The sequence below is a fragment of the Pseudogracilibacillus sp. SE30717A genome (assembly GCF_037071985.1).
Classification (GTDB): domain Bacteria; phylum Bacillota; class Bacilli; order Bacillales; family Amphibacillaceae; genus Pseudogracilibacillus.
On record NZ_JAXHDF010000015.1, the window covers coordinates 20894 to 45040 of the forward strand.

The 24147-nt window shown below is 34.4% G+C and carries 23 protein-coding genes and 1 riboswitch; of the genes, 15 read left to right on the forward strand and 8 right to left on the reverse strand.

Annotated features, from left to right (window positions below):
• The first annotated feature begins 122 nt into the window (after positions 1-122).
• Positions 123-842, forward strand: a complete 720-nt coding sequence (locus SPD48_RS18530) for a DsbA family oxidoreductase (protein WP_336259628.1) — start codon at positions 123-125, stop codon at positions 840-842.
• Between the two features lie 220 nt (positions 843-1062).
• Here SPD48_RS18530 and SPD48_RS18535 read toward each other — a convergent pair whose 3' ends face one another.
• Positions 1063-1965, reverse strand: a complete 903-nt coding sequence (locus tag SPD48_RS18535; protein ID WP_336259629.1) for a LysR family transcriptional regulator — start codon at positions 1963-1965, stop codon at positions 1063-1065.
• A gap of 133 nt (positions 1966-2098) precedes the next feature.
• Between SPD48_RS18535 and SPD48_RS18540 the strand changes: the two genes are divergently transcribed.
• The 10 genes from SPD48_RS18540 (at position 2099) to SPD48_RS18585 (ending at position 12738) form a co-directional block, all read left to right on the forward strand.
• Positions 2099-3121, forward strand: a complete 1023-nt coding sequence (locus tag SPD48_RS18540) for a YeiH family protein (RefSeq protein ID WP_336259630.1) — start codon at positions 2099-2101, stop codon at positions 3119-3121.
• A gap of 450 nt (positions 3122-3571) precedes the next feature.
• A complete protein-coding gene (locus SPD48_RS18545; RefSeq protein ID WP_336259631.1) occupies positions 3572-4267 on the forward strand; it encodes a response regulator transcription factor in 696 nt (231 codons plus the stop codon).
• Positions 4260-5264 (forward strand): sensor histidine kinase, encoded by a 1005-nt coding sequence (locus tag SPD48_RS18550; protein WP_336259632.1) that lies wholly within the window; start codon positions 4260-4262, stop codon positions 5262-5264. The genes SPD48_RS18545 and SPD48_RS18550 overlap by 8 nt, the downstream gene beginning before the upstream one ends.
• 230 nt (positions 5265-5494) lie before the next feature.
• The gene (locus SPD48_RS18555) at positions 5495-6253 is read left to right on the forward strand and encodes an ABC transporter ATP-binding protein (RefSeq protein ID WP_336259634.1); all 759 of its coding nucleotides are present in this window, start codon (positions 5495-5497) and stop codon (positions 6251-6253) included.
• Entirely contained in the window at positions 6243-8201 is a 1959-nt protein-coding gene (locus tag SPD48_RS18560) for an ABC transporter permease (protein WP_336259635.1), read from the forward strand. Before SPD48_RS18555 ends, SPD48_RS18560 begins: the two co-directional genes overlap by 11 nt.
• 27 nt (positions 8202-8228) lie before the next feature.
• Positions 8229-9083, forward strand: a complete 855-nt coding sequence (locus SPD48_RS18565; protein ID WP_336259636.1) for an ABC transporter ATP-binding protein — start codon at positions 8229-8231, stop codon at positions 9081-9083.
• A complete protein-coding gene (locus SPD48_RS18570) occupies positions 9080-9718 on the forward strand; it encodes an ABC-2 transporter permease (protein WP_336259637.1) in 639 nt (212 codons plus the stop codon). Before SPD48_RS18565 ends, SPD48_RS18570 begins: the two co-directional genes overlap by 4 nt.
• 22 nt (positions 9719-9740) lie before the next feature.
• The gene (locus tag SPD48_RS18575) at positions 9741-10028 is read left to right on the forward strand and encodes a hypothetical protein (protein WP_336259638.1); all 288 of its coding nucleotides are present in this window, start codon (positions 9741-9743) and stop codon (positions 10026-10028) included.
• 798 nt (positions 10029-10826) lie between these two features.
• Positions 10827-12362, forward strand: coding sequence for a BCCT family transporter (locus SPD48_RS18580; RefSeq protein WP_336259639.1), 1536 nt, complete (start codon positions 10827-10829; stop codon positions 12360-12362).
• A gap of 196 nt (positions 12363-12558) precedes the next feature.
• On the forward strand, positions 12559-12738 hold the full coding sequence (locus tag SPD48_RS18585) for a hypothetical protein (RefSeq protein WP_336259640.1): 180 nt from the start codon (positions 12559-12561) through the stop codon (positions 12736-12738).
• Between the two features lie 83 nt (positions 12739-12821).
• Here SPD48_RS18585 and SPD48_RS18590 read toward each other — a convergent pair whose 3' ends face one another.
• On the reverse strand, positions 12822-13253 hold the full coding sequence (locus SPD48_RS18590) for a DNA-binding domain-containing protein (RefSeq protein WP_336259687.1): 432 nt from the start codon (positions 13251-13253) through the stop codon (positions 12822-12824).
• A 243-nt stretch (positions 13254-13496) separates the two neighbouring features.
• On the opposite strand from SPD48_RS18590, the gene SPD48_RS18595 reads away from it, so the two are divergent.
• Genes SPD48_RS18595 through SPD48_RS18605 form a run of 3 tightly spaced genes read left to right on the forward strand, consistent with a single transcriptional unit; the run spans position 13497 to position 15309 of the window.
• On the forward strand, positions 13497-13766 hold the full coding sequence (locus SPD48_RS18595; RefSeq protein ID WP_336259641.1) for an autorepressor SdpR family transcription factor: 270 nt from the start codon (positions 13497-13499) through the stop codon (positions 13764-13766).
• On the forward strand, positions 13766-14308 hold the full coding sequence (locus SPD48_RS18600) for a hypothetical protein (protein ID WP_336259643.1): 543 nt from the start codon (positions 13766-13768) through the stop codon (positions 14306-14308). Before SPD48_RS18595 ends, SPD48_RS18600 begins: the two co-directional genes overlap by 1 nt.
• Entirely contained in the window at positions 14305-15309 is a 1005-nt protein-coding gene (locus SPD48_RS18605) for an alpha/beta fold hydrolase (protein WP_336259644.1), read from the forward strand. The genes SPD48_RS18600 and SPD48_RS18605 overlap by 4 nt, the downstream gene beginning before the upstream one ends.
• 338 nt (positions 15310-15647) lie before the next feature.
• Here SPD48_RS18605 and SPD48_RS18610 read toward each other — a convergent pair whose 3' ends face one another.
• The 6 genes from SPD48_RS18610 to SPD48_RS18635 all read right to left on the reverse strand — a co-directional run bounded on the left by SPD48_RS18610 (position 15648) and on the right by SPD48_RS18635 (position 22770).
• Complete coding sequence (locus SPD48_RS18610; protein WP_336259645.1) at positions 15648-16568, reverse strand: response regulator; 921 nt, start codon at positions 16566-16568, stop codon at positions 15648-15650.
• A 1-nt stretch (position 16569) separates the two neighbouring features.
• On the reverse strand, positions 16570-17838 hold the full coding sequence (locus SPD48_RS18615; RefSeq protein ID WP_336259646.1) for an ATP-binding protein: 1269 nt from the start codon (positions 17836-17838) through the stop codon (positions 16570-16572).
• A gap of 375 nt (positions 17839-18213) precedes the next feature.
• Positions 18214-19488 (reverse strand): cation:dicarboxylate symporter family transporter, encoded by a 1275-nt coding sequence (locus tag SPD48_RS18620; RefSeq protein ID WP_336259647.1) that lies wholly within the window; start codon positions 19486-19488, stop codon positions 18214-18216.
• A gap of 396 nt (positions 19489-19884) precedes the next feature.
• Positions 19885-21441 carry a PTS sugar transporter gene (locus SPD48_RS18625; RefSeq protein ID WP_336259648.1) on the reverse strand — a complete coding sequence of 519 codons (1557 nt, stop codon included), beginning with the start codon at positions 21439-21441 and terminating at the stop codon, positions 19885-19887.
• A gap of 395 nt (positions 21442-21836) precedes the next feature.
• Positions 21837-22091: a holin gene (locus SPD48_RS18630; RefSeq protein ID WP_336259649.1), complete on the reverse strand. Its 255-nt coding sequence runs from the start codon at positions 22089-22091 to the stop codon at positions 21837-21839.
• A 379-nt stretch (positions 22092-22470) separates the two neighbouring features.
• Entirely contained in the window at positions 22471-22770 is a 300-nt protein-coding gene (locus tag SPD48_RS18635; RefSeq protein ID WP_336259650.1) for a hypothetical protein, read from the reverse strand.
• A gap of 51 nt (positions 22771-22821) precedes the next feature.
• Positions 22822-22909: riboswitch (cyclic di-GMP riboswitch) on the reverse strand.
• A gap of 799 nt (positions 22910-23708) precedes the next feature.
• Between SPD48_RS18635 and SPD48_RS18640 the strand changes: the two genes are divergently transcribed.
• Positions 23709-24086, forward strand: a complete 378-nt coding sequence (locus tag SPD48_RS18640; protein ID WP_336259651.1) for a PH domain-containing protein — start codon at positions 23709-23711, stop codon at positions 24084-24086.
• Positions 24087-24147: the final 61 nt, after the last annotated feature.

Sequence of the window (24147 nt, forward strand, 5' to 3'; positions counted from 1 at the left end):
ACGTATCTGTTTAAACTCACTTTGTTTGCGCGAAAGTTGAGTAACTAGACTATATAATTCGTTTCTTTCCACGCTCATGATATCATTAATAAAACGTATTAGTCACAAAAAGGAGTAGTTATATGAAAATTGAAATTTGGTCAGATTATGTTTGCCCATTCTGTTATATAGGAAAAAGAAAACTTGAGGAAGCGTTGGCTCAATTCCCGCATAAAGATCAAGTGGAGATTGAATTTAAAAGCTATCAACTTGATCCCGACACTCCACCATATACAGGCCAGGACTTTTACGAAAGTATGGCCAAGAAATTCGGATCAGTTGAACAGTCAAAACAAATGGCGGCTGGGGTAGCTGAACAAGCAAAATTAGTCGGGTTAAACTTCCACTTCGATACAATGAAGCCAGCAAATACATTTGATGCTCACCGACTTACTAAATATGCAAAAGAACATGGGAAAGATAAAGTCATTTCTGAAAAGCTAATGTATGCTTACTTTACTGAATCAAAAGATATTGGCGATTTCGAAACATTAGCTAGCATTGCGGAAGAAGCTGGATTGGATCAAGAAGAAACACTTGCTTTTTTACAAGATAAACAAGCATATGCAACTGATGTAAAGAACAATTTAGAGGAAGCAAAACAGCTTGGAATTACGGGTGTGCCTTTTTTTATTTTCAACCGTAAATATGCTCTTTCAGGCGCTCAACCAACAGAGACGTTTGTACAAGCTCTTAACAAAGTCTGGGAAGAGGAAAAACCAAACACATCGTTTGAAAATTTAGCAACAAACAGCAAATCAGATGCTGCTTGTGGAGATGACGGCTGCGACATCCAAGATTAAAAACAAAAAAAATCTCCCTGTTCCATTTAATATGAATGGAACAGGGGGTTTTAATAACAGATCAGTTTATCCTAGTTTAAACAATAGAATTTATTCAATCCTTATTTTTTACAATCACACTAAAATTTAGAACATTACTGAGGTCATTTGTTGCGTAACAAAGTGAAAAATACATGAAAAGTGAAAACCTTTACAGCAATGTATCATATTTTTTCTTCATCTAAAAATTCATATCTGTTATTTCCTTGCTACTATGTAACAGCTCAATAAACACCTGCTGAGCTTTTGTTTGGAATGGAGATGTGGTTACTATTGAAAATTTCCTCGCAAAAGGCAGACCTTCAACATCCAAGATTCGTAAATCACCATTTTGAAGTTCTCTTTGAATCGCCCACCTTGATAATAAGCTAATGCCTAATCCAGCACCTACTGCTTCTTTGATTGCTTGTGTACTTCCAAAACTCATCGCAACATTAGGTATAATTTTATGTCGCTCAAAAACCGTATCTGCCGCTTCTCTAGTCCCGGAGCCAATTTCTCGTAAAACCCACTTTTCTTGGTTTAATTCCGGAATATTTATTGGTTCTTTTCGATTGACTAAGGGATGCTTTGGAGATGCGATCACTACCATATAGTCTTCTGCAAAATCTTCTACATGCATGTGTGGATCATTGTTAAATTTCCCTTCAATTATTCCTACATCAAGCTGATGGCGTGTCATATAATTCACTATTTCCTTCGTATTTCCAATTGTTACTGTCGGTTGGATTGCAGGATTATTTTCTTGCATTTTTGCAATTATATGTGGGAGTACGTATTCACCAAATGTAAAACTAGCACCTATTGAAAGGGGTCCACTTGCATAATTAATTAAATCTTCAACCAATGTCTGCATTCGGGTGTATAGTCCAACTATTTCTGTTCCATGATGGTAAACAATTTCACCTGCTTTTGTTAATCGAACATATTTACTCGTTCTTTCCAGCAATCTTGCACCAATGTTTTCTTCAAACGTTCTGATATATTGACTTACCGCCGGTTGAGTCATTAGTAATTCTTCTGCAGCTCTGGAAAAATTTTGCCGTTCAACAACTGTAATAAACACTTTTAAATATTGATCCATTTACATCACCACTTTTTTATAAAATATCATCACGTCTTAATCTAGTATATAGTTTTACTTATAGTTATCATAATAAATAATTATTTCACTTATACATTAATCTATTTTAACATTATTACAAGAGGTGGTTCTTGTGACAACAACAAATACAAAGACTAAAAAAGACCCTTCCCTTCCAGTTGCTTGGATCGGTGGAGTTACATTTACATTTTTAATTGCTTTCTTAGGATATTTATTAGCAATGGTTCCAGGTTTTAACCATGTTGGACAATTAGCCTGCGCAATTATTATTGCCGTTTTTTATCGGCAAATTTTCGGGTATCCAGAATCGATTCGTTACGGGATTACTTTTTCATCTAAACGGATTCTACGAGTGGCGATTATTTTATACGGTCTGAAATTGAATATAGCTACCGTTTTAAGTGAGGGATTAGGACTATTATTACGCGATGCTGGTGTGATTATTTTTGCTATTCTTGCAACAATGTGGCTGGCAAAAGTATTCAAGGCGGATAAAACAATTTCTTTGTTATTAGGTATTGGAACAGGCGTTTGTGGTGCTGCGGCGATAGCAGCGGTCGCTCCAATTATTAAATCCAAAGATGAAGAGACAGCAATTAGTGTTGGAATTATCGCTCTAATAGGGACCATTTTTGCAATCGGTTATACAATTTTACGTCCATTTTTACCACTTGATACTATTTCCTATGGCATTTGGTCTGGAACAAGTTTACATGAAGTGGCCCATGTTGCATTAGCAGGTGCCCCTGCTGGAGAAGACGGACTAGCTATTGCATTACTTGCAAAATTAGGGCGTGTTTTCTTACTCGTACCACTGTGTTTCATTTTTATATATATTATGAAGCGAAAAAATAAAGAGGATGAGGCTAATACTCATATTGAATTTCCATGGTTTCTTATAGGATTTATCATTCTCAGTATTCTTGGAAGCTTTGTTTTCGGTCATTCTATTCCTGTATCAGAGGTAGTTATGGATGGAGTATTCACGCTAACAACATGGTTATTAACTGCAGCGATGGTCGGCTTAGGATTAAACGTTAATTTAAAGGATTTACGAACAAAAGCATTGCGCCCATTAGCAGCCATGACAATTACGTCGATTGCCTTATCCATTCTTGTCTATTTTATCGTTTAAGACTAAGAAGAGATTTAGCCACTATTTAGAAAGGAATATGTACAAGTCACATTTCCCAGATTAAGAGTCTACTCCCTGAAAGTAAAAGTTCTCATATATCTAAAAACTCAAAAGAAACATAGTTAGTATCTAGAACAATACGTCTGTTTTCAAACTGTTTTCAATAGCGAGGTTGCTTATTAGTATTTCTTGTAAGTCGATGGATGATTCTGCGGCCCCTATGTAACTTCCTTTATCTTCTACTTTCCTTTAATTATATACTAATGAATCGATTGTTCGGAGTTAATAATACTTTGTCCCCCTACATTCCCTTGTGTAAATAATTAATATAGTATGATTCCGTTGTAAATCTATTTATTTCAGATAGAGAACGTAGAATCTATCAAAGCTATAGCACATACTTTACTTTTGCTGTACGATTAATGTAAGAGTGAAAAAGTTGGTGAACCTATGTTTAAAATTCTATTAATTGAAGATGACGCAAATCTATTTGATGAAATACGCGAGCGGTTAATACAGTGGGAATATGAAGTATTTGGGATTCAAGATTTCGGCAATGTCATGCAAGAATATACAGTCATTCAACCAGACCTTGTAATCATCGATATCCAATTGCCTAGATTTGATGGTTTTCATTGGTGCCGGATGATTCGAACTTCTTCCAACATTCCGATCATCTTTCTTTCGTCTCGTGATCACCCTTCTGATATGGTGATGTCAATGCAGCTTGGTGCAGATGATTATATCCAAAAACCATTTCATTTTGATGTTCTCATTGCAAAAATCCAAGCAGTACTTCGACGTGTTTATAATTATGGATCTGAACAAGTAGAAGTAAAATCCTGGTGCCATGCAACGGTTGACTATAGCAAAAATATTGTGAGGAATGAATTAGGCTCAATTGAACTAACCAAAAATGAACTATATATCTTAAGAGTATTAATCGATCATAAAAACAACATTGTCAGTCGAGAAAAGTTGATTCAAAGTTTATGGGATGATGAACGATTTATAAGCGATAATACATTAACTGTAAATGTAAATCGTTTGCGGAAAAGATTGGATGAAATTAATTTGGGGCAATTTATTTTAACAAAAGTCGGGCAGGGATACATGGCAATCGAAGAGGAGCAATTTCATGTTTAAAAGATATATTGTTGAACGACGAAGCTGGATTTTTCTCTTTATCTTTTTACAATTATTGTTCCTTTTTATTGCGTACATCGATCCGTCCATCCCTTTTTCATCCATCCTTTATATTGTCTTTTTATCTATTATTGTATTTTTAGCTTTTTTCATCATCCGTTATCATAAAGAATCAAGCTTTCATAAAAACATGCAAGAATTAGATGACGTGTACGACCTCCATTCTATAGAAGAAACAGAGAGTCCTTTTGAGGAAATGATTATTGAATTTTTTACCCGGCAAGCAAAACAACATAAAGCGGAAATTGATAAATATAGATTTGATCTCGAACAGGAAAAAGATGAACTATTATCTTGGATTCATGAGATCAAAACTCCCCTGACCACCTTGCATTTAATGATTGATCGAATAGAAGATGACTCATTAAAGTCCAAAATGATGTATGAATGGTTGCGTATTGATCTATTACTAGACCAACAACTTCATCAAAAGCGAATTCCTTTTATTGAAAATGATTTACACATCGGAAACACTGCATTAAAATCGGTTATTCACAAGGAGATTAACGTTTTACGAGATTGGTGTCTGCAAAAAGGGATCGGCTTTGAGCTGAATTTAGAGGTAAAAGAGGTATTAAGTGACTCTAAATGGCTTGGCTTTTTAATCAGACAAATCCTTACAAATGCTGTTAAATATAGCAGTGATTCAGATATCGTTATTAATAGTTATAATAGAGGAAATCATACGAAGCTCGAGATTAAAGATGTCGGAAAAGGCATCGAACCGAAAGATCTGCCGCGTATTTTCGATAAAGGTTTTACTTCGACAGATAGTAAACGTGACCAATCAGCAACCGGGATGGGATTATATTTAGCGAAAAAAGTGGCGTTTTCCTTATTAATCGAGATTAATGTTGATTCAACGATTCATGAAGGTACTACCTTTACATTAACTTTTCCTCAAAAAAATGAATTTATCCAAATTATGGGCATGTGACAATATTGTCACATGCTTTTATCATTTGTTCGTTAAATCAAAGGAAAAAAAGATCTTTTTTTCTTATGATATATGTGATTCAATAATTAAATTTAACATCTGATAAAAAGTCTAGAAGATTTCCAATTTAGGTAATCACTTTCCAAGGGCGATTATTTATAAAAAATAATGTTCAGATTATTTTTAGAATAAAAAATTGATTCAATATGAAAAGGTGTGAGTTAAAGTTCATGTTATTAGAAGCAACGAAGATCTATAAAAGCTATGGGAGAAAACTTACTAAACAAGAAGTGTTAAAAGGTTTAGACATCCAAGTGGACAAAGGCGAGTTCGTAAGTATTATGGGGCCATCAGGTTCCGGAAAAACAACATTATTGAATGTGCTTTCTTCCATTGACAAAGTAAGTCAAGGGTCGATCAACATTCAAGGGAATGAGCTTACAACAATGAAAAATAAAAAATTAGCTGAGTTTCGAAAGAATCATTTGGGATTTATTTTTCAGGAATATAACTTGCTTGACACCCTGACCGTTAAAGAAAATGTGTTATTACCATTATCAATAAAAAACGTATCAAAAAAAGAGGCGAACGATCGATTTGAAACAGTGGCAACCGAACTTGGTATATTTGATATAAAAGATAAATATCCTCAAGAAATATCAGGCGGACAGCAACAACGTACATCTGCTGCACGTGCATTTATTCATGAACCAAGCATCATCTTTGCCGATGAACCTACTGGAGCCCTTGATTCAAAAGCAGCTTCAGAGTTATTAAACAAACTAAGTGAATTACATCAAAAGCGGTCTTCAACAATTATTATGGTAACTCACGATCCAGTAGCAGCTAGCTACTCTTCAAGAGTTATTTTTATACGAGATGGAGCTATCTTTTCACAGTTGATAAGAGGTGAGGAAACTAGACAAGACTTCTTTACTGCCATCATTGGAACGCAAGGGGTGTTAGGTGGAGTCTACCATGGACATTAAATATTTTATCTATCGAAACGTAAAAAAGAATATAAAAAATTATTTTCTTTATGTTTTTGCCTTAATTTTTAGTGTGTCTCTATATTTTTCCTTTGTTACGATTCAATATGATCCTTCTATGGATGAAATGAAAGAATCAGTCAATAGTGCTACAGCAATTAAAGTCGGATCGATATTACTAGTCTTCATTGTCACTGTATTTCTTTTATACGCAAATACTCTATTCATCAAGCGGCGCGGCAAAGAAATAGGTCTTTTTCAATTATTAGGCATGTCAAAAATAAAGATTCTTGGCATCTTAAGTGCTGAAAACTTAATTTTGTATATCGGCTCACTGATTATCGGAATTTCCCTCGGATTTTCGATGTCAAAATTAATAATTATGATTTTATTTAAGATGACAGGAATAAAAGTCATTGCAACATTAACTTTTTCAACGGAAGCATTGATCCAAACTGGAATCGTTTTTGCTACTATTTTTTTGTTTATTCTATTAATGAACTTTCTTTTTATTAATCGACAGACCATTTTATCCTTGTTCCAAAGTACAACGACTTCCGAGCATCAAGAGAAGAAACAATCGTTCTTCGAAATATTCATAGGTTTGTTAGGTATTGGCTTCATTGTATTAGGTTATTTTATCTCAGCAGAATTATTTAGCGGTAACTATCCAGGATATAAGCTGTTTGTCGCTATGTTAGCAATCATCGCCTGCATTATTTTAGGAACGTATTTTTTTTACAAAGGTTCTATCAGCTTTATTCTTCATGTCATTCGGAAGAAAAAGAATGGGTATGTAACGCTAAATAATGTGTTATCTCTTTGGAGCTTGATGTTTCGAATAAAGTCTAATGCATTTTTGTTAACTATTATTACGTTAGTGTCAGCACTTTCTATTACTTTATTGTCGCTTACCTATATTTCTTATTACTCAGCAGAAAAGTCAGCTGAACAAATAGCTCCATATGACTTTTCACTTTTTGAAATGAACGATGTCAATAACTTTACAACTGTATTGGATAAATCTCAAATCGAGTATACAATCACTGAAATAGATGTATTACTTTCCTACGCAGATATAACGGATGCATTAGTGCCCGGTTCATATGAGCATTTGGATATTGGAGAGAACCCGGTTTCTTTTAGTTCAGTAATAAGCGCTGAATCAATCTCTCATCTCGAAGTGGCTGATGATGAAGTATTATTCACGAAGCCCGCTAAGATGCTAGAAAATATGCTCGTATTTAAAAACTCCGGAACGATTAAATTTTTCAGTGGAAATGATACAACTAGGTTAAAGTTTATTGGATTAGAAAATAAAAACATTCTTCCACTTCAGCTAACAGAAGGCTTTCCAGTTGCCATTGTTAACAATGATGTATTTAAACAGCTAGAAAAGGAAGCAGATCCATCCGTCCAAAATTATCTTACCAACTTTACCGGTATAGACATTAATAGTTCAAGCCAATTGCAGGAAGCAAATACTATTTTTAGAGATTTAAAACTTTATAAGTTGGAAGGGGGTTGGGAAGGCTCTGAATCTCGCCTAGAAGTAAATCAAATTCAAAAACAAAGCGTGGGACTTACCATGTTTATTGTCGGCTTTTTAGGTTTAACCTTTTTAATTACTTCGGGATGTGTTCTTTATTTCAAACAAATGGACGACAGTGAAACAGAAAAACCTACGTTTACGATTTTAAGAAAATTAGGATTTACCGAAGAAGATCTATTACGAGGAATTCGTATGAAACAAGTCATTAATTTTGGTATTCCTCTGACTCTCGGATTAAGTCATAGCTTTTTTGGCATTAAATCAGGATGGTTTATTTTTGGATCAGAAATGTGGACACCGATGATTACTGTCATGAGTTTATACACGGTATTATATTCTATTTTTGGTATACTCTCAGTCTTTTACTACAAGAAAGTAATTAAAAAATCTCTATAAAATCATGAAACTAAGGAGCCAAATATAATGGAATCTATTTTAGAACTAAAACATGTAAATAAAACATACTCTAAGTCCAGTTTCTCATTAAAAAATATATCTTTTTCCATTCCTTACGGTTCGATTGTAGGGTTTATCGGGGAAAACGGAGCTGGGAAAACAACGACAATGGATACGATTATCGGCACTCGAAATAAAGATAGCGGGACAATTCATTTGTTTGGAGAAAAAATGGAGTACATGAAAGAAAATATAAAAGAGGATATTGGAGTTGTTTTTGATAGCATGAACTTCTCAGGTAACTTAAATGTTATCCAAATATCGAACGTTTTCCGGAACATTTATCGTCAATGGGATAATGAGAAATACGTCCAATATATAAACAAATTCAAGTTACCTAAAAAAGAATTAATTAAAAACTTCTCACGTGGCATGTCAATGAAGCTCTCGATAGCAGTTGCCCTTTCACATGATGCCAAATTGTTAATTTTGGATGAAGCAACTGCTGGACTAGATCCAATAGCGAGAGAAGAAATCCTTGAAATACTCGCAGATTTTGCAAAAGATAAAAAACGTTCGATATTATTATCTTCCCATATAACGAGTGATATTGAAAAAATTGCTAATCAACTGATCTTTATTAAAAAGGGAGAAATTATTTTAACTGTCGGGAAAAAGGAATTACTAACAGACTATTCCATTACCCGTTTTCCTACTGAAGAACTGTCCCAAATAAAATCTCAAGTGATTGCATATCAACGGAACGAAGATTATACAGATGCTCTTATTCGCAGAGATAATATGTTTACAAAAAATTATCCACAACTAGATTTCTCAATTGATGATATAACTATTCTGTTAATGAAAGGAGTAAAACGATGAAAGGACTCATCCTCAATAATATGTATTCCATTGAAAAAAGCATGAGAACTTCTATTCTATTATCAATAGCAGCGTTAATAGGACTTCTTTTAACAGAGCATAGTGCAGCTGTAAGAGTTGCTGCATTGCTACCATTCTTACTTATACCGGTTCAAGCATTTGAAATATTAAAACTTGATAGTATGTCTGGCTGGAATAAGTTCGAAATAACTCTTCCTGTTAATAGAGAAAAGATTATTCAAAGCAAGTATATCACTTTTTTTATATTGCTTACTTTCTGTGTAATATTAGCAGTCGGATTATTTTTTATCACAAACATATTTATCGAAACCTCGTTTTCCAGTATCTTTTTCCTTTTCATGCTGCGAGGAATGGGAATCGTTTTATGTCTGGCCACGCTTTTGTACCCACTCACGTATGTTTTGGGTGTAGAAAAATCAGATACGATTATGCTATACTGTATAGGTTTTGCATTTGGTATGTTCGGATTAGTATTTTTCGGACTGGAGTTAATCCCGGGTACAATAGAAAATATTGATTTTCTTTTTTCGGTTACCTATTGCCTTCTTTCTTTTATATTATTTATCATCTCTTATTTCATTGCGAATTTTATCTATAAAAGGAAAGAGTTTTGAAGTGAAAGGAGAATCGCACGAAATGGAAGAAGAACAATGGAATTTTGTAAAAAAATATGGACGCTGGTATTTCTTCCTATTTATTTTCGTATTATTACAAATTGCTTTTTTCTTTCTAGATGGATATGAAGGATGGCATCTCTTTCAATTAAATCCTTTTGGCGAATGGACAATGAATTATGTCAGTCCCCTTGTTGATTGGCTGCCATTATATACAAATTCATATTTTAATCTAGTCACTATCGTGTGGGGAATTGTTTTAACCATTGAAGGGATCATTTTTCTATATCGAAAAACACCTTCTAATTAGAACAATAACTTCATAAAGTAACTCTCTTGATGCTTCAGTTCATCTACAGATTACAGGATTGTAACAAACAATGATGCTCAACCTAAGTAATAGACAGAAGTCCAGTGCACTGATCCTAAATTAAAATCGTTCCTTCTTCTAATCGGAGATGTAATGATGTATCGAGAGTGATTCGGTAAGTATTACCGGGAAACAGATACTGTTATGATAAAATACCCCGTACGCATAGATTAATAGTGTTTCATAGAATGTTGCTTACACTCGTTAAATAGATTATATCTACCTAGGCTGAGACAAACGTATTTTTATCAAAGAAAAGACGAACTTTGTTAGATGTATGACAGCTTCGTCAACTTCCTACGCTTAACTAATATATTGTGTGTCTTTAGAGAAAATTACTTATATCATGTTCCAGTCTCTTCATTTTCCATTAAGTGGATATTATTCCGAGTCAATGACTCTCCCTTATCATTTATCACTTTGGCTTATGATCTACGCCCTTATTAGTTCTATGCTATATCTTCCTTTAGAATGTCTCCTGACATAACCTCTTTTTATGTAGCTAAATACAATGTAGATGAATACACGTATAAGTTTAATTATTTTACAAACAAACTAAAATGCTTTAGGATTGAAAATTGTGGAATGAGGCAATGATGAAAAAGCTTCATTCCATTCTTTATTTTTAACAAGATTTCCTGCAGTGAGGATAATTAAAAATTATTTTTCTAGATGGAGATAATAAGTTAAAAAATAATAGCAGCATAGTAAGTCAAAATTAACTGGAGGAATATCGGAATGGAAAGTTCGAAGGGAAAGAAAGACTCGTTAGATTTCGCGTCATTTATTATAAGTGGTAGTGCCTTACTACTATTTGTACTAATCGCACTTATTAATGCCGACTTTGTTGCGGACACGGTCAATTATTTATTTGGATTATCAGCAACTTACTTTGGCATCATTTATCAAGTTGTTTTATTAGGAACATTTCTAATTGCAATCGTTTTAGGATTTTCAAAATATGGAAAAATACGGTTAGGTAATCTCGATCAACCGGAAATGAGCACGTTTAAATGGATTGCAATTATAATGTGTACTTTGTTAGCAGGTGGAGGGGTGTTTTGGGCGGCTGCAGAACCATTAAGTCATTTTTTATCCGTACCACCACATTTTTCGGGAATTACCGAGGCAACACCAGAGGCAGTCGTTCCTGCACTAGCAATTAGTTTCGTGGATTGGGGTTTCCTCTCTTGGGCAATTCTAGGAACTTTAGGAACTATTGTATTAATGTACGCCCATTACCATAAAGGCATGCCTCTTAAGCCAAGGGCATTACTATATCCTATATTTGGAGAAAAAATAATGAAAAACAGCATATTCGGAACAATCGTTGATTCCTTCTCCATTATCGCTGTTGCTGCTGGAACTATTGGACCAATTGGGTTCTTAGGGCTACAAGCAGGATATGGCTTAAGTACTTTAACAGGAATACCTAATACTCTTAGCGTCCATATCACTATTATTATTTTATTAGTAATCGGTGCAGCAATTTCAGCTGTTACGGGGATTCATAAAGGGATTCAAATGTTAAGTAGTTTAAATGTTATCTTAGCAATTGGGTTAATCATTGGCGTCTTATTGCTTGGGCCAGGGTTATTTATCTTTAATAATTATTTTGAAGCTTTTGGTATGTATATAAATCATTTCATTTCTTTCAATACATATCGTGGGGATGAAGCATGGCTCGGATTATGGACAGTATTTTTCTTTGCATGGTTTGTTGGCTACGGTCCGATGATGGCCGTATTTGCAAGCCGAATTTCAAGAGGAAGGACAATCCGAGAACTCGTCTTAGCCGTCGCAATTATCGCTCCCGTTGTAACAACCTTTTGGTTTACTGTCGTAGGTGGGACAGGTATTTTCCAAGAATTAAAGCTACCTGGTTCTGTCTCAGTTGCATTGGATGAAGCTGGACCCCCAGCAGCAATGATGGCTATTACGGAGCAGTTACCATTTGGGACAATATTCGGGTTCTTGTTTTTATTAGCAACGATTATTTTCGTCTTAACTACGACAGATTCAATGTCACTGACAATTTCCATGGCAATATCAGGAAATGGAAATCCCCCTCGATGGTTAAGAGCATTTTACGCATTAGTGATGGGGATAGTTGCTATCGTATTAGTCTCTATTGGTGAAGGTAGTGTTAATGCGTTACAATCATTTATTGTTGTCACTGCTGTTCCTGTAGTCTTATTGCTATTAACAACCTTTTGGACCGCACCAAGAGCTTGTAAAGATATGTATGCATCTCAGGAAAACAAATCAGTTTAAAGGAAAAATCAAACATGCATTTTCCTCCATACAAGAGGAAGATGCTAGTTTTCTTTTTACGTTCCTGCTTACTAAAGAAATGTAAGTTTTCCCTATGATTAATTGTGATATTGATCGATCATCTAAGAGATAGATAGACAATCCTTGTTTTCCTTCTACAAATGGCCTATAATCCATTGTTGGTGAGGTGAATAATATGGAAAAAATCGAAAAGGGATTACAACTTCTAATGTGGGCTGTCGTTATTCTTATGGTTTTAATATTTTTTGCCGCTATAATCGTTGGTCATTCAACTGATTACGGATTTTTATTTAGTCTTCAGCAAATACCAGAACTAACAACTGCATCGATAATTAAGAGTAATATACAATTGTAAATGAAAGAAACACTGTTTTGAAATGAAACCCAAACAGTGTTTTTTCTATATAGAGTATGAGAAAATGTAGTTTGTAAATTACTTCATCTTCCATTTAATTTATCTAATGTTTCTACATAAATCACTTGCAAAAATTTTTTAACATTTACTTTTACCCCACTTGCTTTAGATTCCTCGTTTTTCAATTCATTCATTTTTAAACGAACATCTTGAAAATCAAATAGTAAAGAAGCATAATGCTCAAATTTCGGATTTGTGTAATCAGTTAATCCGATCGAAGCTAAATTAGTTAACGCCATCATTACTGAACGCCGAATTCGTTGTTCGATTGCTCTAATTTCTCGCTTCAGTTCCTCTTCATCGAGGAGTCTATTATATTGGATTGCAATCATTTCATACAGTTCTTTTAGAGGTGGAAAATTATTAATTGAATAATTTTTATCAACTAGAATCTCCATGGCTTTTAAAATATCATTACTTCCCCTTTCCCCGACGTATCGAGAGTGATCCGGTATGTATTACCGTGAAACAGATACTTTGTTATGATAAAATACCCTACACGCATTGATTTATAAGGTTTCAAAAAATGGTGCTTTACATTAGTTAAATATGAAAGTATGCTGAAACCCTCCATATTAGTTTATGCGATATGAATATCCCAATCGAAAAATAGCTTAACACTTGATTTATTTTGAATTACATGTTTATATTTAAGTAATCACTTAAATACTTAAATATAGATAAGCAGGTGGTGAGCCTTGCTCAATAACAACGTATATAAAGCTTTGTCTGATGAAAATCGTAGAAAGATATTAGACATCCTTCTCGACGGGGATCGGACTGCCGGGGAAATCGCTGAGCATTTTGCGATGAGTAAGGCTGGTATTTCTCAGCACCTAACCGTGCTTAAAAATGCCAAGCTCGTCTATGCAGAAAAACGTGGTCAATACGTCATTTACTCTCTCAATACGACAGTATTTCAAGACGTATTAAAATGGCTACTCAGATTTAATAAGGAGGAATCATAATGCAATTCTTTTTTATGTGGTTATTATTCATTATTGCTATTCTGTTAGGGTTCTTTTACTATGCGGCTAGAGCGGACTTCATTACTGCATTTCTACATCCGCTTTCGATGCTTCTCATTATCGCTAACGCCATTATTCTTCCGCGTCTGCAAGGCCTGAAACCCTATTATAAGCGTTACAAAAATGGTATCTTTACCATTTTTATTACGCTTCTGTTGATTATTCTTGTCGTCCATGTTGCTGTGATTGCCTATGAATCTGGATACAATTTCGATTTACTCATTATCGTGCCACTTTGCGTTGGTACCACTTTAATTGTCACCGGTAACACGTTACAACGCTTCAAATTGCAAGACATTTCAACTATCAATCGCATCTGGAATCAATGCATCCGTCCATGTTCCAGGATCCTCGTCATCTTCGGCGCCGTTATGATACTCACTATATTCTTTCCAGAGACGATGACAATCTTCTTCATCATCCTTGGTACCATGATCATATCATTAATGATTAGCTTTTCAAAAGGGGTGAAAGCTTTATGAAAAGGATAAAGAAAATAGTCATCGTTTCCGTTTCTGTTTTACTGTTACTTTGTACTTTGCTTATTACCATTGGTACATTATACGAAAAGTACACACTTAGAAATATCGTGCAAGACTACCCACCATCAGGCGAACGGTTGGATATTGGCGGTCGTTTCCTCCATGCCAACGTTCAAGGTGATAAGTCTGATATAACACCTACTGTCGTAATAGAAGCAGGAACTGGTAGTTGGTCAGAGGATTGGCAAATTGTTCAAAAGCAGTTAGCTAAAGACACACAAGTCGTCACCTATGATCGAGCAGGGTACGGTTGGAGTGACCCCTCTTCAGAGCCGTTAAGTTCAGAACAACTCACCTCCGACTTGCATGCGCTTCTCGAAGAGGTAGGTGTCGATACTCCGATTATTCTTGTCGCACACTCTTCTGGAGGAATTTATTCTCGTATGTATATGGAACGCTATCCTAAAGATGTCATAGGGCTCATCCTAATTGATGCCCGAAACGAAAGTTTCTCCAAGCAATATCCAGAATATACAGAGGCCATGCTCGAAACTGAAACTCAAAAGTCGAATAGCTTTCTTGCACGCATTGGTGCAATTCGGTTATTGAACGGCATATTAGCCCCTGATCACCTCCCAGAACAGTTTGACATCGATGTCTATATGAATGTTTTATGGGATAGACACTTTTTTGATACCATAACTGAAGAAGTTAACAACATTGGTCGCTTTGAAAGTGAACTTTCACCGCTTCCCGAAGGTATACCGATCACCGTCATTACACCGGCCACCCATCATATGAACGCCGTTGAACTCGGATTTTCTGAGGAAGATGAACTCCTATTACAACAAGGATGGCACGATCATCAGCTGTCCTTTTCTGCAGACCGTCATGTAATAGCTAAGAATAGTAGCCATAGTGTTATGTTTGATCGCCCAGAGCTGATTGTTGAGGAAACCCTCCGTATGATTGAAGCTATAAAAAAAGAGAAAACTAGATAGGAAGTCTCCTAAACTAGATTCTTTCGCGAGTGGCAGACCTTAATATAGAAAGTATTGCTCAGACCTTAAATTGGTGTTTCTATAAAACATCATTTAAACCAATCGATTCCTTATTGTATAGGGATTGATTGGTTAGGGTCTAAATATGCTTAGAAAGCAATCATACGGATGCAGATAGACTGATCGTTAAAAAAGTAGCTAGCCTTGGGATAAACGTGAGTGTTCTTCTACATTTGGCTTCTCCTTAGGTCTAACAACATTAACATCTATGGATATAATGTTGTTACTTTATGGATATACAATTAGTGCTTATGTTAGGATAACATATATCTGGTAGATTATTCACTTGCATTTAACTTATCTAATGTTTCTACATAAATCACTTGCAAAAATTTTTTAACATTTACTTTTACCCCACTTGCTTTAGATTTCTCATTTTTCAATTCATTCATTTTTAAACGAACATCTTGAAAATCAAATAGTAATGAAGCATAATGCTCAAACTTCGGATTTGTGTAATCAGTTAATCCGATCGAAGCTAAATTAGTTAACGCCATCATCACTGAACGCCGAATTCGTTGTTCGATTGCTCTTATTTCTCGCTTCAGTTCCTCTTCATCGATGAATCTATTATATTGGATTGCAATCATTTCATACAGTTCTTTTAGAGGTGGAAAATTATTAATTGAATAATTTTTATCAACTAGAATCTCCATGGCTTTTAAAATATCATTACTTCCCCTTTCCCCGATTAATCCGATTGACATCAAAATATGTTGTACAATTCTATTAACAGAGTCCTTGAGGGAATCCCCACCAGTAAAGGTGGTGGCTGGCGTAATATCTAATTGTGATAATGACTTTTTAATCGTATATAAAGACTGATTTAACTTTAATTTTGCTTTTACATTTTCGATCACAGCCGTCACTTCAGCTCGGTTAATTGGCTTATGGATAAAAAACTCAATTCCATTAATATAGGCTTCTGCAACCATTTCTTTATTATCAATTTGAGAGATCATTATAAAGTTTCCGTTATAACCTGCCTTTTGTAATTCCATTATTATATTAATCCCATCCATTCCAGGCATTAATAAATCAATTAAAACAACTTGAGGGTTTGTTTCCATAATATCTTCAATTGCATCATCTCCCCCCGGACTGCTCGTGAGGATTTTTCCTAAATTATTTTCTTCAATAATGCTTTCTAACATCCTGCGACATACAGGATCATCATCAACTATACCAAAATTAACCATTTCATAACTCCTCTTTTTTAACCAAATGTGCTGGCAACTTGATATTTATGATCGTTTCTCCATCTTTAATATCTGTTTTTATTTCACCGTTGAAAAAGTTGCAGATATTTTTTACATGAGAGAGTCCTATCCCTGTAGCTGCCGTTCCCTTATTTGAATACTTCGTGGTAAACCCGGGTTCAAATATAAGAGGAATATCTTTTTCCTTTACGCCATTTCCATTATCTTTTACAGTGAAACTAATAAAATGATTTTCTTCCACTACTCTGATTGTGATCGTTCCCTTTTGATCAATTGCCTCTACTGCATTTGCAGTCAAGTTATTTAAAATCGAAATAATCGGGTAATAATGATCCGTCTTAAATTCGATCAATTGTTCCTTTTTTATAGTAATATCTTTTTCTAACCATTCACTATAGCTACTATTTCCTCGAATGACGTGATGTAAAATACTTGTTAAGTCCATCTCACGAACAGTTTTGGAATCATATAATTCATTTAATCCAGCTCGGATCCGTTGAGTATCTTTTTTTATTTCATGTACCTGCTGAGCAATCTCCAGTGCCTCGGTATCGTAGTTTGAATGATCATCTTTTAATTTGCGATATAAATGATAACTTGATGCAGTAATTTGTTCGATTGTACTCATCATTTTACTTAAATAAAAGTTTTCGTTATATAAATTTGATCCGAAAGTGAGCATCTGGTCTAATCGACTCTCCTGCTCTTTATGCAACTCTCTTAATTGGGATAGTCTTATATTCGCATATAAACCAATTAAAAAATAAACCCGAATAACAGCAACAACAACTGTCAGCAGAAGGTCAGCAGCAGATATAGGCATATTGTTAGTCAGCAAATATCGAATAAAGATCTCTGCCACATTTGCTCCTACATCAATACAAACTACAATAGCACCAAAATATAATAAGTTTTTTTGAAAGCTACTTTCACTTATTTTACTCATTCCAAATGCAAAAGCAATATAATATGCCGCCGCTGGTAAATGTATCATTAAAACAGATAGAAACTCCGATATATCTGAGGAGAGTATCAAGTTAAGAAAGGTTCGGAATATCACTACAACAATACCTGTAATGATACCTGTTTTTATATAAGGGACTTGACGATAAAGAAGCAATAAAAAAAAGAACATACTGCTCCCTAGTCCAAAACGAAATTCCCAGCCAAACGGTGCAATTCTTAATTCACCGGCTAAGGCAGTCGCCAAAGCGATAAATGCTATTTGTAAACTGATATGGCGCCACATCTTGATCAAATTCTCCTGTTCTCGCATAAGTACGTGTATATATTGTATTATAAACGATTTAGTTCTATATTAAAAAACTTGGCATTTGCCAAATCTTTACTGTGAATGACTTGGTTGCGCTTATGTAGTAAGAAGAGATTTATGCTTTCTAGATAAAAAATATACTTGCTAATCACTTTCTAAGTACTAAAATGTCATATGTATTTAGGTTTTCACATAAAGGAGTGAACGTTTACCATCAAAAAATTTTAGATTTCAGTTGACGAAAGCCAAAAATCATTTTAGTCATCACTATGAAAAAGCAGGTAGCTTCTCACCATAAAATTGGCTTCAAAACTACCTACTTATTATACGATACGTATTCAATTTATTTGCTTATACTGCTTTTTCTATAGAACTGAAATAATTCTTCTGTTTTTCCGTATCAAATCGCCCTTCCCACTTAGACATAACTACTGTAGCTAATGCGTTACCAACGACATTTACAGCAGTACGGGCCATATCAAGCAGACGATCAATACCTGCAATAAATGCAAGTCCTTCAAGCGGGATACCAACCGTTCCTAATGTTGCAAGCAATACAACAAAAGACACCCCTGGCACTCCAGCTATTCCATTTGATGTTACCATTAATACGAGCACTAATGTAATTTGTTCATAAATACTTAAATCAATACCATACATCTGCGCAATGAAAATGGCAGCAATCGCCTGATATAAAGTTGAACCATCTAAATTAAAAGAATAACCGGTCGGAATAACAAAGGAAACTACATCCTTTGGACAGCCGAACTTCTCCATCTTCTCCATTATTCTCGGCAGAACCGTTTCCGAACTGGAGGTTGAATAGGCTAAAAGCAGCTCATCTTTTAATACTTTAATAATCTGAAATATATTTATTCCAACTAATTTTGCGATAATACCTAGTATGACAATTACAAAGAAAATCATTGCTACATATACTAAAATCATTAATTTTCCAAGCGGAATTAGCGACTCTAAGCCAAATTTGGAAACCGTTACACCAATCAAACCAAAAACACCAAATGGTGCGAATCTCATAATAAGATTAGTTACCCAAAACATGACATCTGCCACACCTTGGAAAAAGGCTAATACAGGTTTTCCTCTTTCTCCTACAGCAGCTACACCTAATCCGAATAAAACAGAAAAGAAAATGATCGGCAGCATATTTCCTTCAGCCATCGATTCAATAATATTACTCGGAACAATTCCTACAATAATATCGATAACACCATCATCCTGAACTTCTTTTGACGTCTCGACATATTGATTGATATCACTTTTTGTAAGCGAAGAAAGATCTAATCCCTCTCCAGGTTTAAAAATATTTGCTGCACCAAGTCCAACTATAATCGCAATCATCGATACAAGTTGAAAGTAAATCATCGACTTTCCGCCAAGCTTTCCAAGCTGTTTAATATCGCCTGTTCCAGCAACCCCAACAATTAAGGTTGATACGATAATCGGAACAACAATCATCTTGATCATATTTAAAAATATTGTTCCTAGCGGCTGTAAGTATGTTTCTACTGCTGGATTACCATAAAAAATAGCCCCAACAATGACCCCTAAGATCAATCCGGCTAAAATTTGATAAGCCAATGGAAATTTAAACTTCTTTTTCATCTATATATGTCACCCTTTACTTTTTTGAAAACGCCTTCTTTTAAATTTTACAGATGACATATAGATTCCGACAAAATCCGACATTTATTTTTTAAGATGAAATAAATGGAGAGATAAACCAAAAGGGTAAAGTTAATGAAGTGTTCCTTTCACTGTTAGTGCTTATGTAGATGGATTTTAAGAATGAATAAACACAATTACAAACTACAATGAGAATAAGAATTGAATCAAAAAGGAGAATGAGGAGTGAGACGATTTTTAAAGACATGTAGGATGGATTAACTGTGCAGAAGATCTCGTAAAAGCTCAGGAAGTAATAAGACTATAAGGAAGGTGCACAACTATCGTCTAGTCGTGCACCCTTCCTATCGATTCCATTCTATTCATTGGTTTAGCTTACATACTTTTACTGAAAAATTTATTTGCCAAAGCTGTTATTGTAAAGGCACTTAACAAAGATACCACCATAGCTATAATGAGGCCAACTGCATTGCTAGAAGCAAACGGTGCTACAAAAGTAGGCAAATACGCCGTTCCCCTTACATCAAATAAACCAACAATAGCTCCACCAAGCCCAGCTGAGAAGATTGCTCCTCCAAAGACTAATTTGCTTGAAAACATAAATGGATAAGCCGATTCGACGAAAGTTCCAAATCCCATATTAATTAAAAAGCCTGGTAATGCGATTGAAGCTGATCCTTTATCTTTAGGAAAAATAATATTTGCCAAATTGATTCCTGCAGCAACGACGACAAGCCCTACCATATCTACCGCACCTAGAAAACTAAAGCCGGATCTTTCCATTTCAAATAAAACAATTGGCAGAATAGCAGCATGATATACTCCTCCCAAAATAGCTGGCCAAATGAGTAAACCACCTAGCATACCTGCAAGGACAGCATTGAAGCTGATAGTCTGCTCGATCGCATATTTAATAAATTCCCCTGCACTAAGTGCAAGCGGTCCTAATATATAGAAAACAATGAGTCCTGAAATGATACCTGCCAAACTAGCAGTAAAAATATTAACTGTTGTCATAGGGAAACGAAGTTGAACAAACTTAACAAAAAGAAACTGAACAAGTAATCCAGCTATAATCCCTGCAATAATACCTCCAATGATACCTCCCTCAACCGATAAACACCCGGCGATCACTCCCGCAACAATAGAAACCTCATCCAAATCTGAAATTTGTTTCGCAGCTACTACCGCAAGAACGATCGGCAATGCTTTAATCAGGATGTCAAATACATCTCCAAGCCCTGCGAACATCGGAATTTTACTAAGAGCTAAAATTAAGGCAAGCGAAATAAAGGCAGGTAAAGAGGCTGTCATAATCCCCTTAATATTAATTCTTTTAAATGGATTTGTTCCAGTTTCACGTGCAGAGTTTTCAATTGTTGAAGTAAAACTTGGACGAAATTTCATGTCCCAATGTTTTGCTAATGAAGAAACAAATGAAATAGCTCTTGTCCTATTTGTAGTTCCTGTAGTCCCCGATGTAGAGATTACATTTCCACCTTTTGAACCTACTATAGCCATCGCTGAACCGCCTGTACCAACTATTGGAATACTTTTTTCTATTGCAGCTTGAATAGCATGTTTATTAGCATATTCCGGATCAATACTCATTAAAATTAAACCATCTACTTCACCGGCTTTAATTTTATCCGCAATTTTCACATCTTCTTTTAATGCTTCTTTATTCGTTTTTTTAAGTGTATCTTGAAAGACGTCCTTTATCTCTTGATCTCTTAGTACATAAAGGGATGCCTTTGTCGATTCTTTTGCCACGTCCATCGAAGTTTCCGCTCCGATAAATTGAACTGCATTCACATTGATTCCAGCCGTTTCACATTGATTTAAAATTTCTTTTAATAGCTTAATAGGTTCTTTGCCCCCTAAATTGAACAAATTCCCACCACTGCTTCCCAATATTGCAACGTTTTTCACGTTCTTCCCCCCGTTTTCTTAGTTGTTTTATTCACATTTTATCACTTTACCGTTTTAACGTGGAAAATTATTATTACTGTAAGAATTATACTAGAATTCAGACATATTTTATATCTTTTATACTTGAAAATTTACAAGAATTTTTTAATAGACTCATGGATCCTTTCTATGGAAAGAGTTACTTAAATTTCTACGAAAAATTGCCATTAAAAAAGCATAACTTCATCAATAGACAAAACTGAGGAAAGGTGCTTTTTACAATGGCTACTTCTCTTTTAGATACTCTCATTTTTCAGGCTATGATTATGTATTATCTTCTCTATTACTTCGGATATAATCGCGCCAATATCTTTACAGATCGATATGCTTTCTTAATAATAAAAAAGAGCAACGATTTAATCGCCGCTCTCTACCGTATTCTTACCTAATTCAAACAATCCTGTTGCAGCTAAACCAGATATACCACCGGCCCATAGCCTTTCCACGAGTCCAATATCCATAAATAAAGCTAAAGCACCTAGAATCAATCCAACTAAAATAGCTACTAAAGGCATGTATCTCTTATTAATTTTTTCAGTCTTTTTAATAGCCTGGACAACACCACTTGTTACTGCCGCAATAGCTGTCGCCATAGCTAATACCTCAAACATAATAACACCTCCTTACAGTATAATATGTAATGCTTGTCAACCCAGTAACGACATAAGAAGCATTATATAAAAATTCATCTATAAATTAAAAAAGCTACCAATGCCTATTAACGCACTAGTAACTTATAAAGCTAATTTCTATATGTTTTTTCATAGGTTTATTTATTATGTAATAAATCATTCATCATACGTTTATCAATCACTTAATTTTTCAGCTTAAGCTGATCAAAATCAATTTTGTTATAGTAACTTCAAAGGCTGTAATAAGCTGTTTATGATTATGCCAAATAGTCATGTCGTTTAACTTTATTCTTTTAGCCAATTTACTCCCTTGTTTTTTAGTGTGTAAATATAAAAAAGAGTCCTAAAGGACCTTTAATTAATTTTTGATTTCTTTTAATGTTTTATTTGCCGTATTAACATCCGTAGACAAATCAGTCAGAATTTCAAGCATAAGATTATTACGCGCCATCCTTCTTAATTCTGAAAATATGACAGGTTTATGCTTCTTAATTAGTGTCATCACTTCAATTGTTGGCAAATATTTAGATTGTATTCTTAAGAACGATTTTAAAAATACAACAAATTCATGAGTTGTGTCATGATCATCTGGATAATTGTTCAACAAGTTATAAAATCTTTGAATACTATTTTTTAGTTCTGTGTTTTCTATCTTCAACTTTGGTCCCTACCTTATTTTATGATAACCAAATGAAGAAGTATACTCTCATTTGGCAACCGGCTATCGTAATTCATTTAAGAATCTTAGATCCGTGGCTTTGCGTCCTTATTTTTCAATAAGTTTGCCTTTATCGTAGATTGCAACTTAAAATAGTATAGTAAATATCGAACGTTAGGTCAAATGTCCTATTAAAGAATTAAACCTTTATTTGCAAAAATAACACCTACTCAGCATTTAAAAAACATCTCAATATATATTCAAAAATGGATATATTTCTTTAAGTAAAGATCTTATAATGATTCTTAATTTAGTTGTAATCGACTATTAATGCTGATAACACCTAAGAGGGAGATTTAAAATGAGCATAAAAAAATTATTTTGCATATTATTTAAGAGACATAAATACGACTACTTTACTAATAAATGTGTTAGATGCGGTAAAGCTAGAGAAACGTAAACAAAACGTTTCTCCATGATGAAACATCCCCCTGCTCACCGTTTCTTCAACTTATTCCTTTAAAGTCAGACACAACAATCTACTATAACTATCCAATATTTGCTACTGTTTCACTGCGAAACCTATTAGGATAGATTCAGAGATACCAAACAGGTTATCATATTATTAAGTCTAATTGATCAAAAAATTACTGCAATAGACATGGAATTCCATGTTTTTTTTTCACAGTTTTTGTCTATTGTGAACTTAAGAACTTTGATTCTTGTAAGAATTCTTTCAGTGGTTGTATTTTAACATATTCAATAACCTAAAATTACTTAACTTATATTATTTTTAAATAACTTTACTATTCACTTAAAATATTAAACAATACGCTAAAAGCGCTATATTCTTATCAAAGTGTATGATATTATAAGCCTAATAGACATAGCTTTATGTAACTTACTTAGCAATAAAAAAATTTAAAGGGGGATATTAAATGGGATTATTAAGTGGACTTTTAGGAAATGCTTCAACCGTAGATAAAAAAGAGGTAGAAAAAGAAGTAGGGAAACTATTAACAGAAGGTGAAGAAGTAGATGTAGCCTTTAAAGTAATTAGAGACTTGATTGTTTTTACGGATAAGCGTCTCTTGATGGTGGATAAGCAAGGGTTAACTGGAAAAAAGACAGATTATCATTCAATACCTTATAAAAGCATCACACATTTTAGCGTTGAAACAGCAGGCACATTCGATTTAGATGCTGAATTAAAAATTTGGATTGGCGGATCTATGGAACCTGTAGTTGATAAGACTTTCAAAAAAGATGATAGCATTTACGACATTCAAAAAGTATTGGCCACAATGTGCGTTTAATTAATCTTATTAGGTATACATCATATTGTATACCTTTTATATTAACCCAAAACAGAACATA

Coding starts and splice junctions, on each gene's coding strand:
- SPD48_RS18530 (WP_336259628.1), top strand. CDS start 123: ATGAAAATTGAAATTTGGTCAGATTATGTTTGCCCATTCTGTTATATA.
- SPD48_RS18535 (WP_336259629.1), bottom strand. CDS start 1,965: ATGGATCAATATTTAAAAGTGTTTATTACAGTTGTTGAACGGCAAAAT.
- SPD48_RS18545 (WP_336259631.1), top strand. CDS start 3,572: ATGTTTAAAATTCTATTAATTGAAGATGACGCAAATCTATTTGATGAA.
- SPD48_RS18550 (WP_336259632.1), top strand. CDS start 4,260: ATGTTTAAAAGATATATTGTTGAACGACGAAGCTGGATTTTTCTCTTT.
- SPD48_RS18555 (WP_336259634.1), top strand. CDS start 5,495: ATGTTATTAGAAGCAACGAAGATCTATAAAAGCTATGGGAGAAAACTT.
- SPD48_RS18560 (WP_336259635.1), top strand. CDS start 6,243: ATGGACATTAAATATTTTATCTATCGAAACGTAAAAAAGAATATAAAA.
- SPD48_RS18565 (WP_336259636.1), top strand. CDS start 8,229: ATGGAATCTATTTTAGAACTAAAACATGTAAATAAAACATACTCTAAG.
- SPD48_RS18570 (WP_336259637.1), top strand. CDS start 9,080: ATGAAAGGACTCATCCTCAATAATATGTATTCCATTGAAAAAAGCATG.
- SPD48_RS18575 (WP_336259638.1), top strand. CDS start 9,741: ATGGAAGAAGAACAATGGAATTTTGTAAAAAAATATGGACGCTGGTAT.
- SPD48_RS18580 (WP_336259639.1), top strand. CDS start 10,827: ATGGAAAGTTCGAAGGGAAAGAAAGACTCGTTAGATTTCGCGTCATTT.
- SPD48_RS18585 (WP_336259640.1), top strand. CDS start 12,559: ATGGAAAAAATCGAAAAGGGATTACAACTTCTAATGTGGGCTGTCGTT.
- SPD48_RS18600 (WP_336259643.1), top strand. CDS start 13,766: ATGCAATTCTTTTTTATGTGGTTATTATTCATTATTGCTATTCTGTTA.
- SPD48_RS18605 (WP_336259644.1), top strand. CDS start 14,305: ATGAAAAGGATAAAGAAAATAGTCATCGTTTCCGTTTCTGTTTTACTG.
- SPD48_RS18610 (WP_336259645.1), bottom strand. CDS start 16,568: ATGGTTAATTTTGGTATAGTTGATGATGATCCTGTATGTCGCAGGATG.
- SPD48_RS18615 (WP_336259646.1), bottom strand. CDS start 17,838: ATGTGGCGCCATATCAGTTTACAAATAGCATTTATCGCTTTGGCGACT.
- SPD48_RS18620 (WP_336259647.1), bottom strand. CDS start 19,488: ATGAAAAAGAAGTTTAAATTTCCATTGGCTTATCAAATTTTAGCCGGA.
- SPD48_RS18630 (WP_336259649.1), bottom strand. CDS start 22,091: ATGTTTGAGGTATTAGCTATGGCGACAGCTATTGCGGCAGTAACAAGT.
- SPD48_RS18640 (WP_336259651.1), top strand. CDS start 23,709: ATGGGATTATTAAGTGGACTTTTAGGAAATGCTTCAACCGTAGATAAA.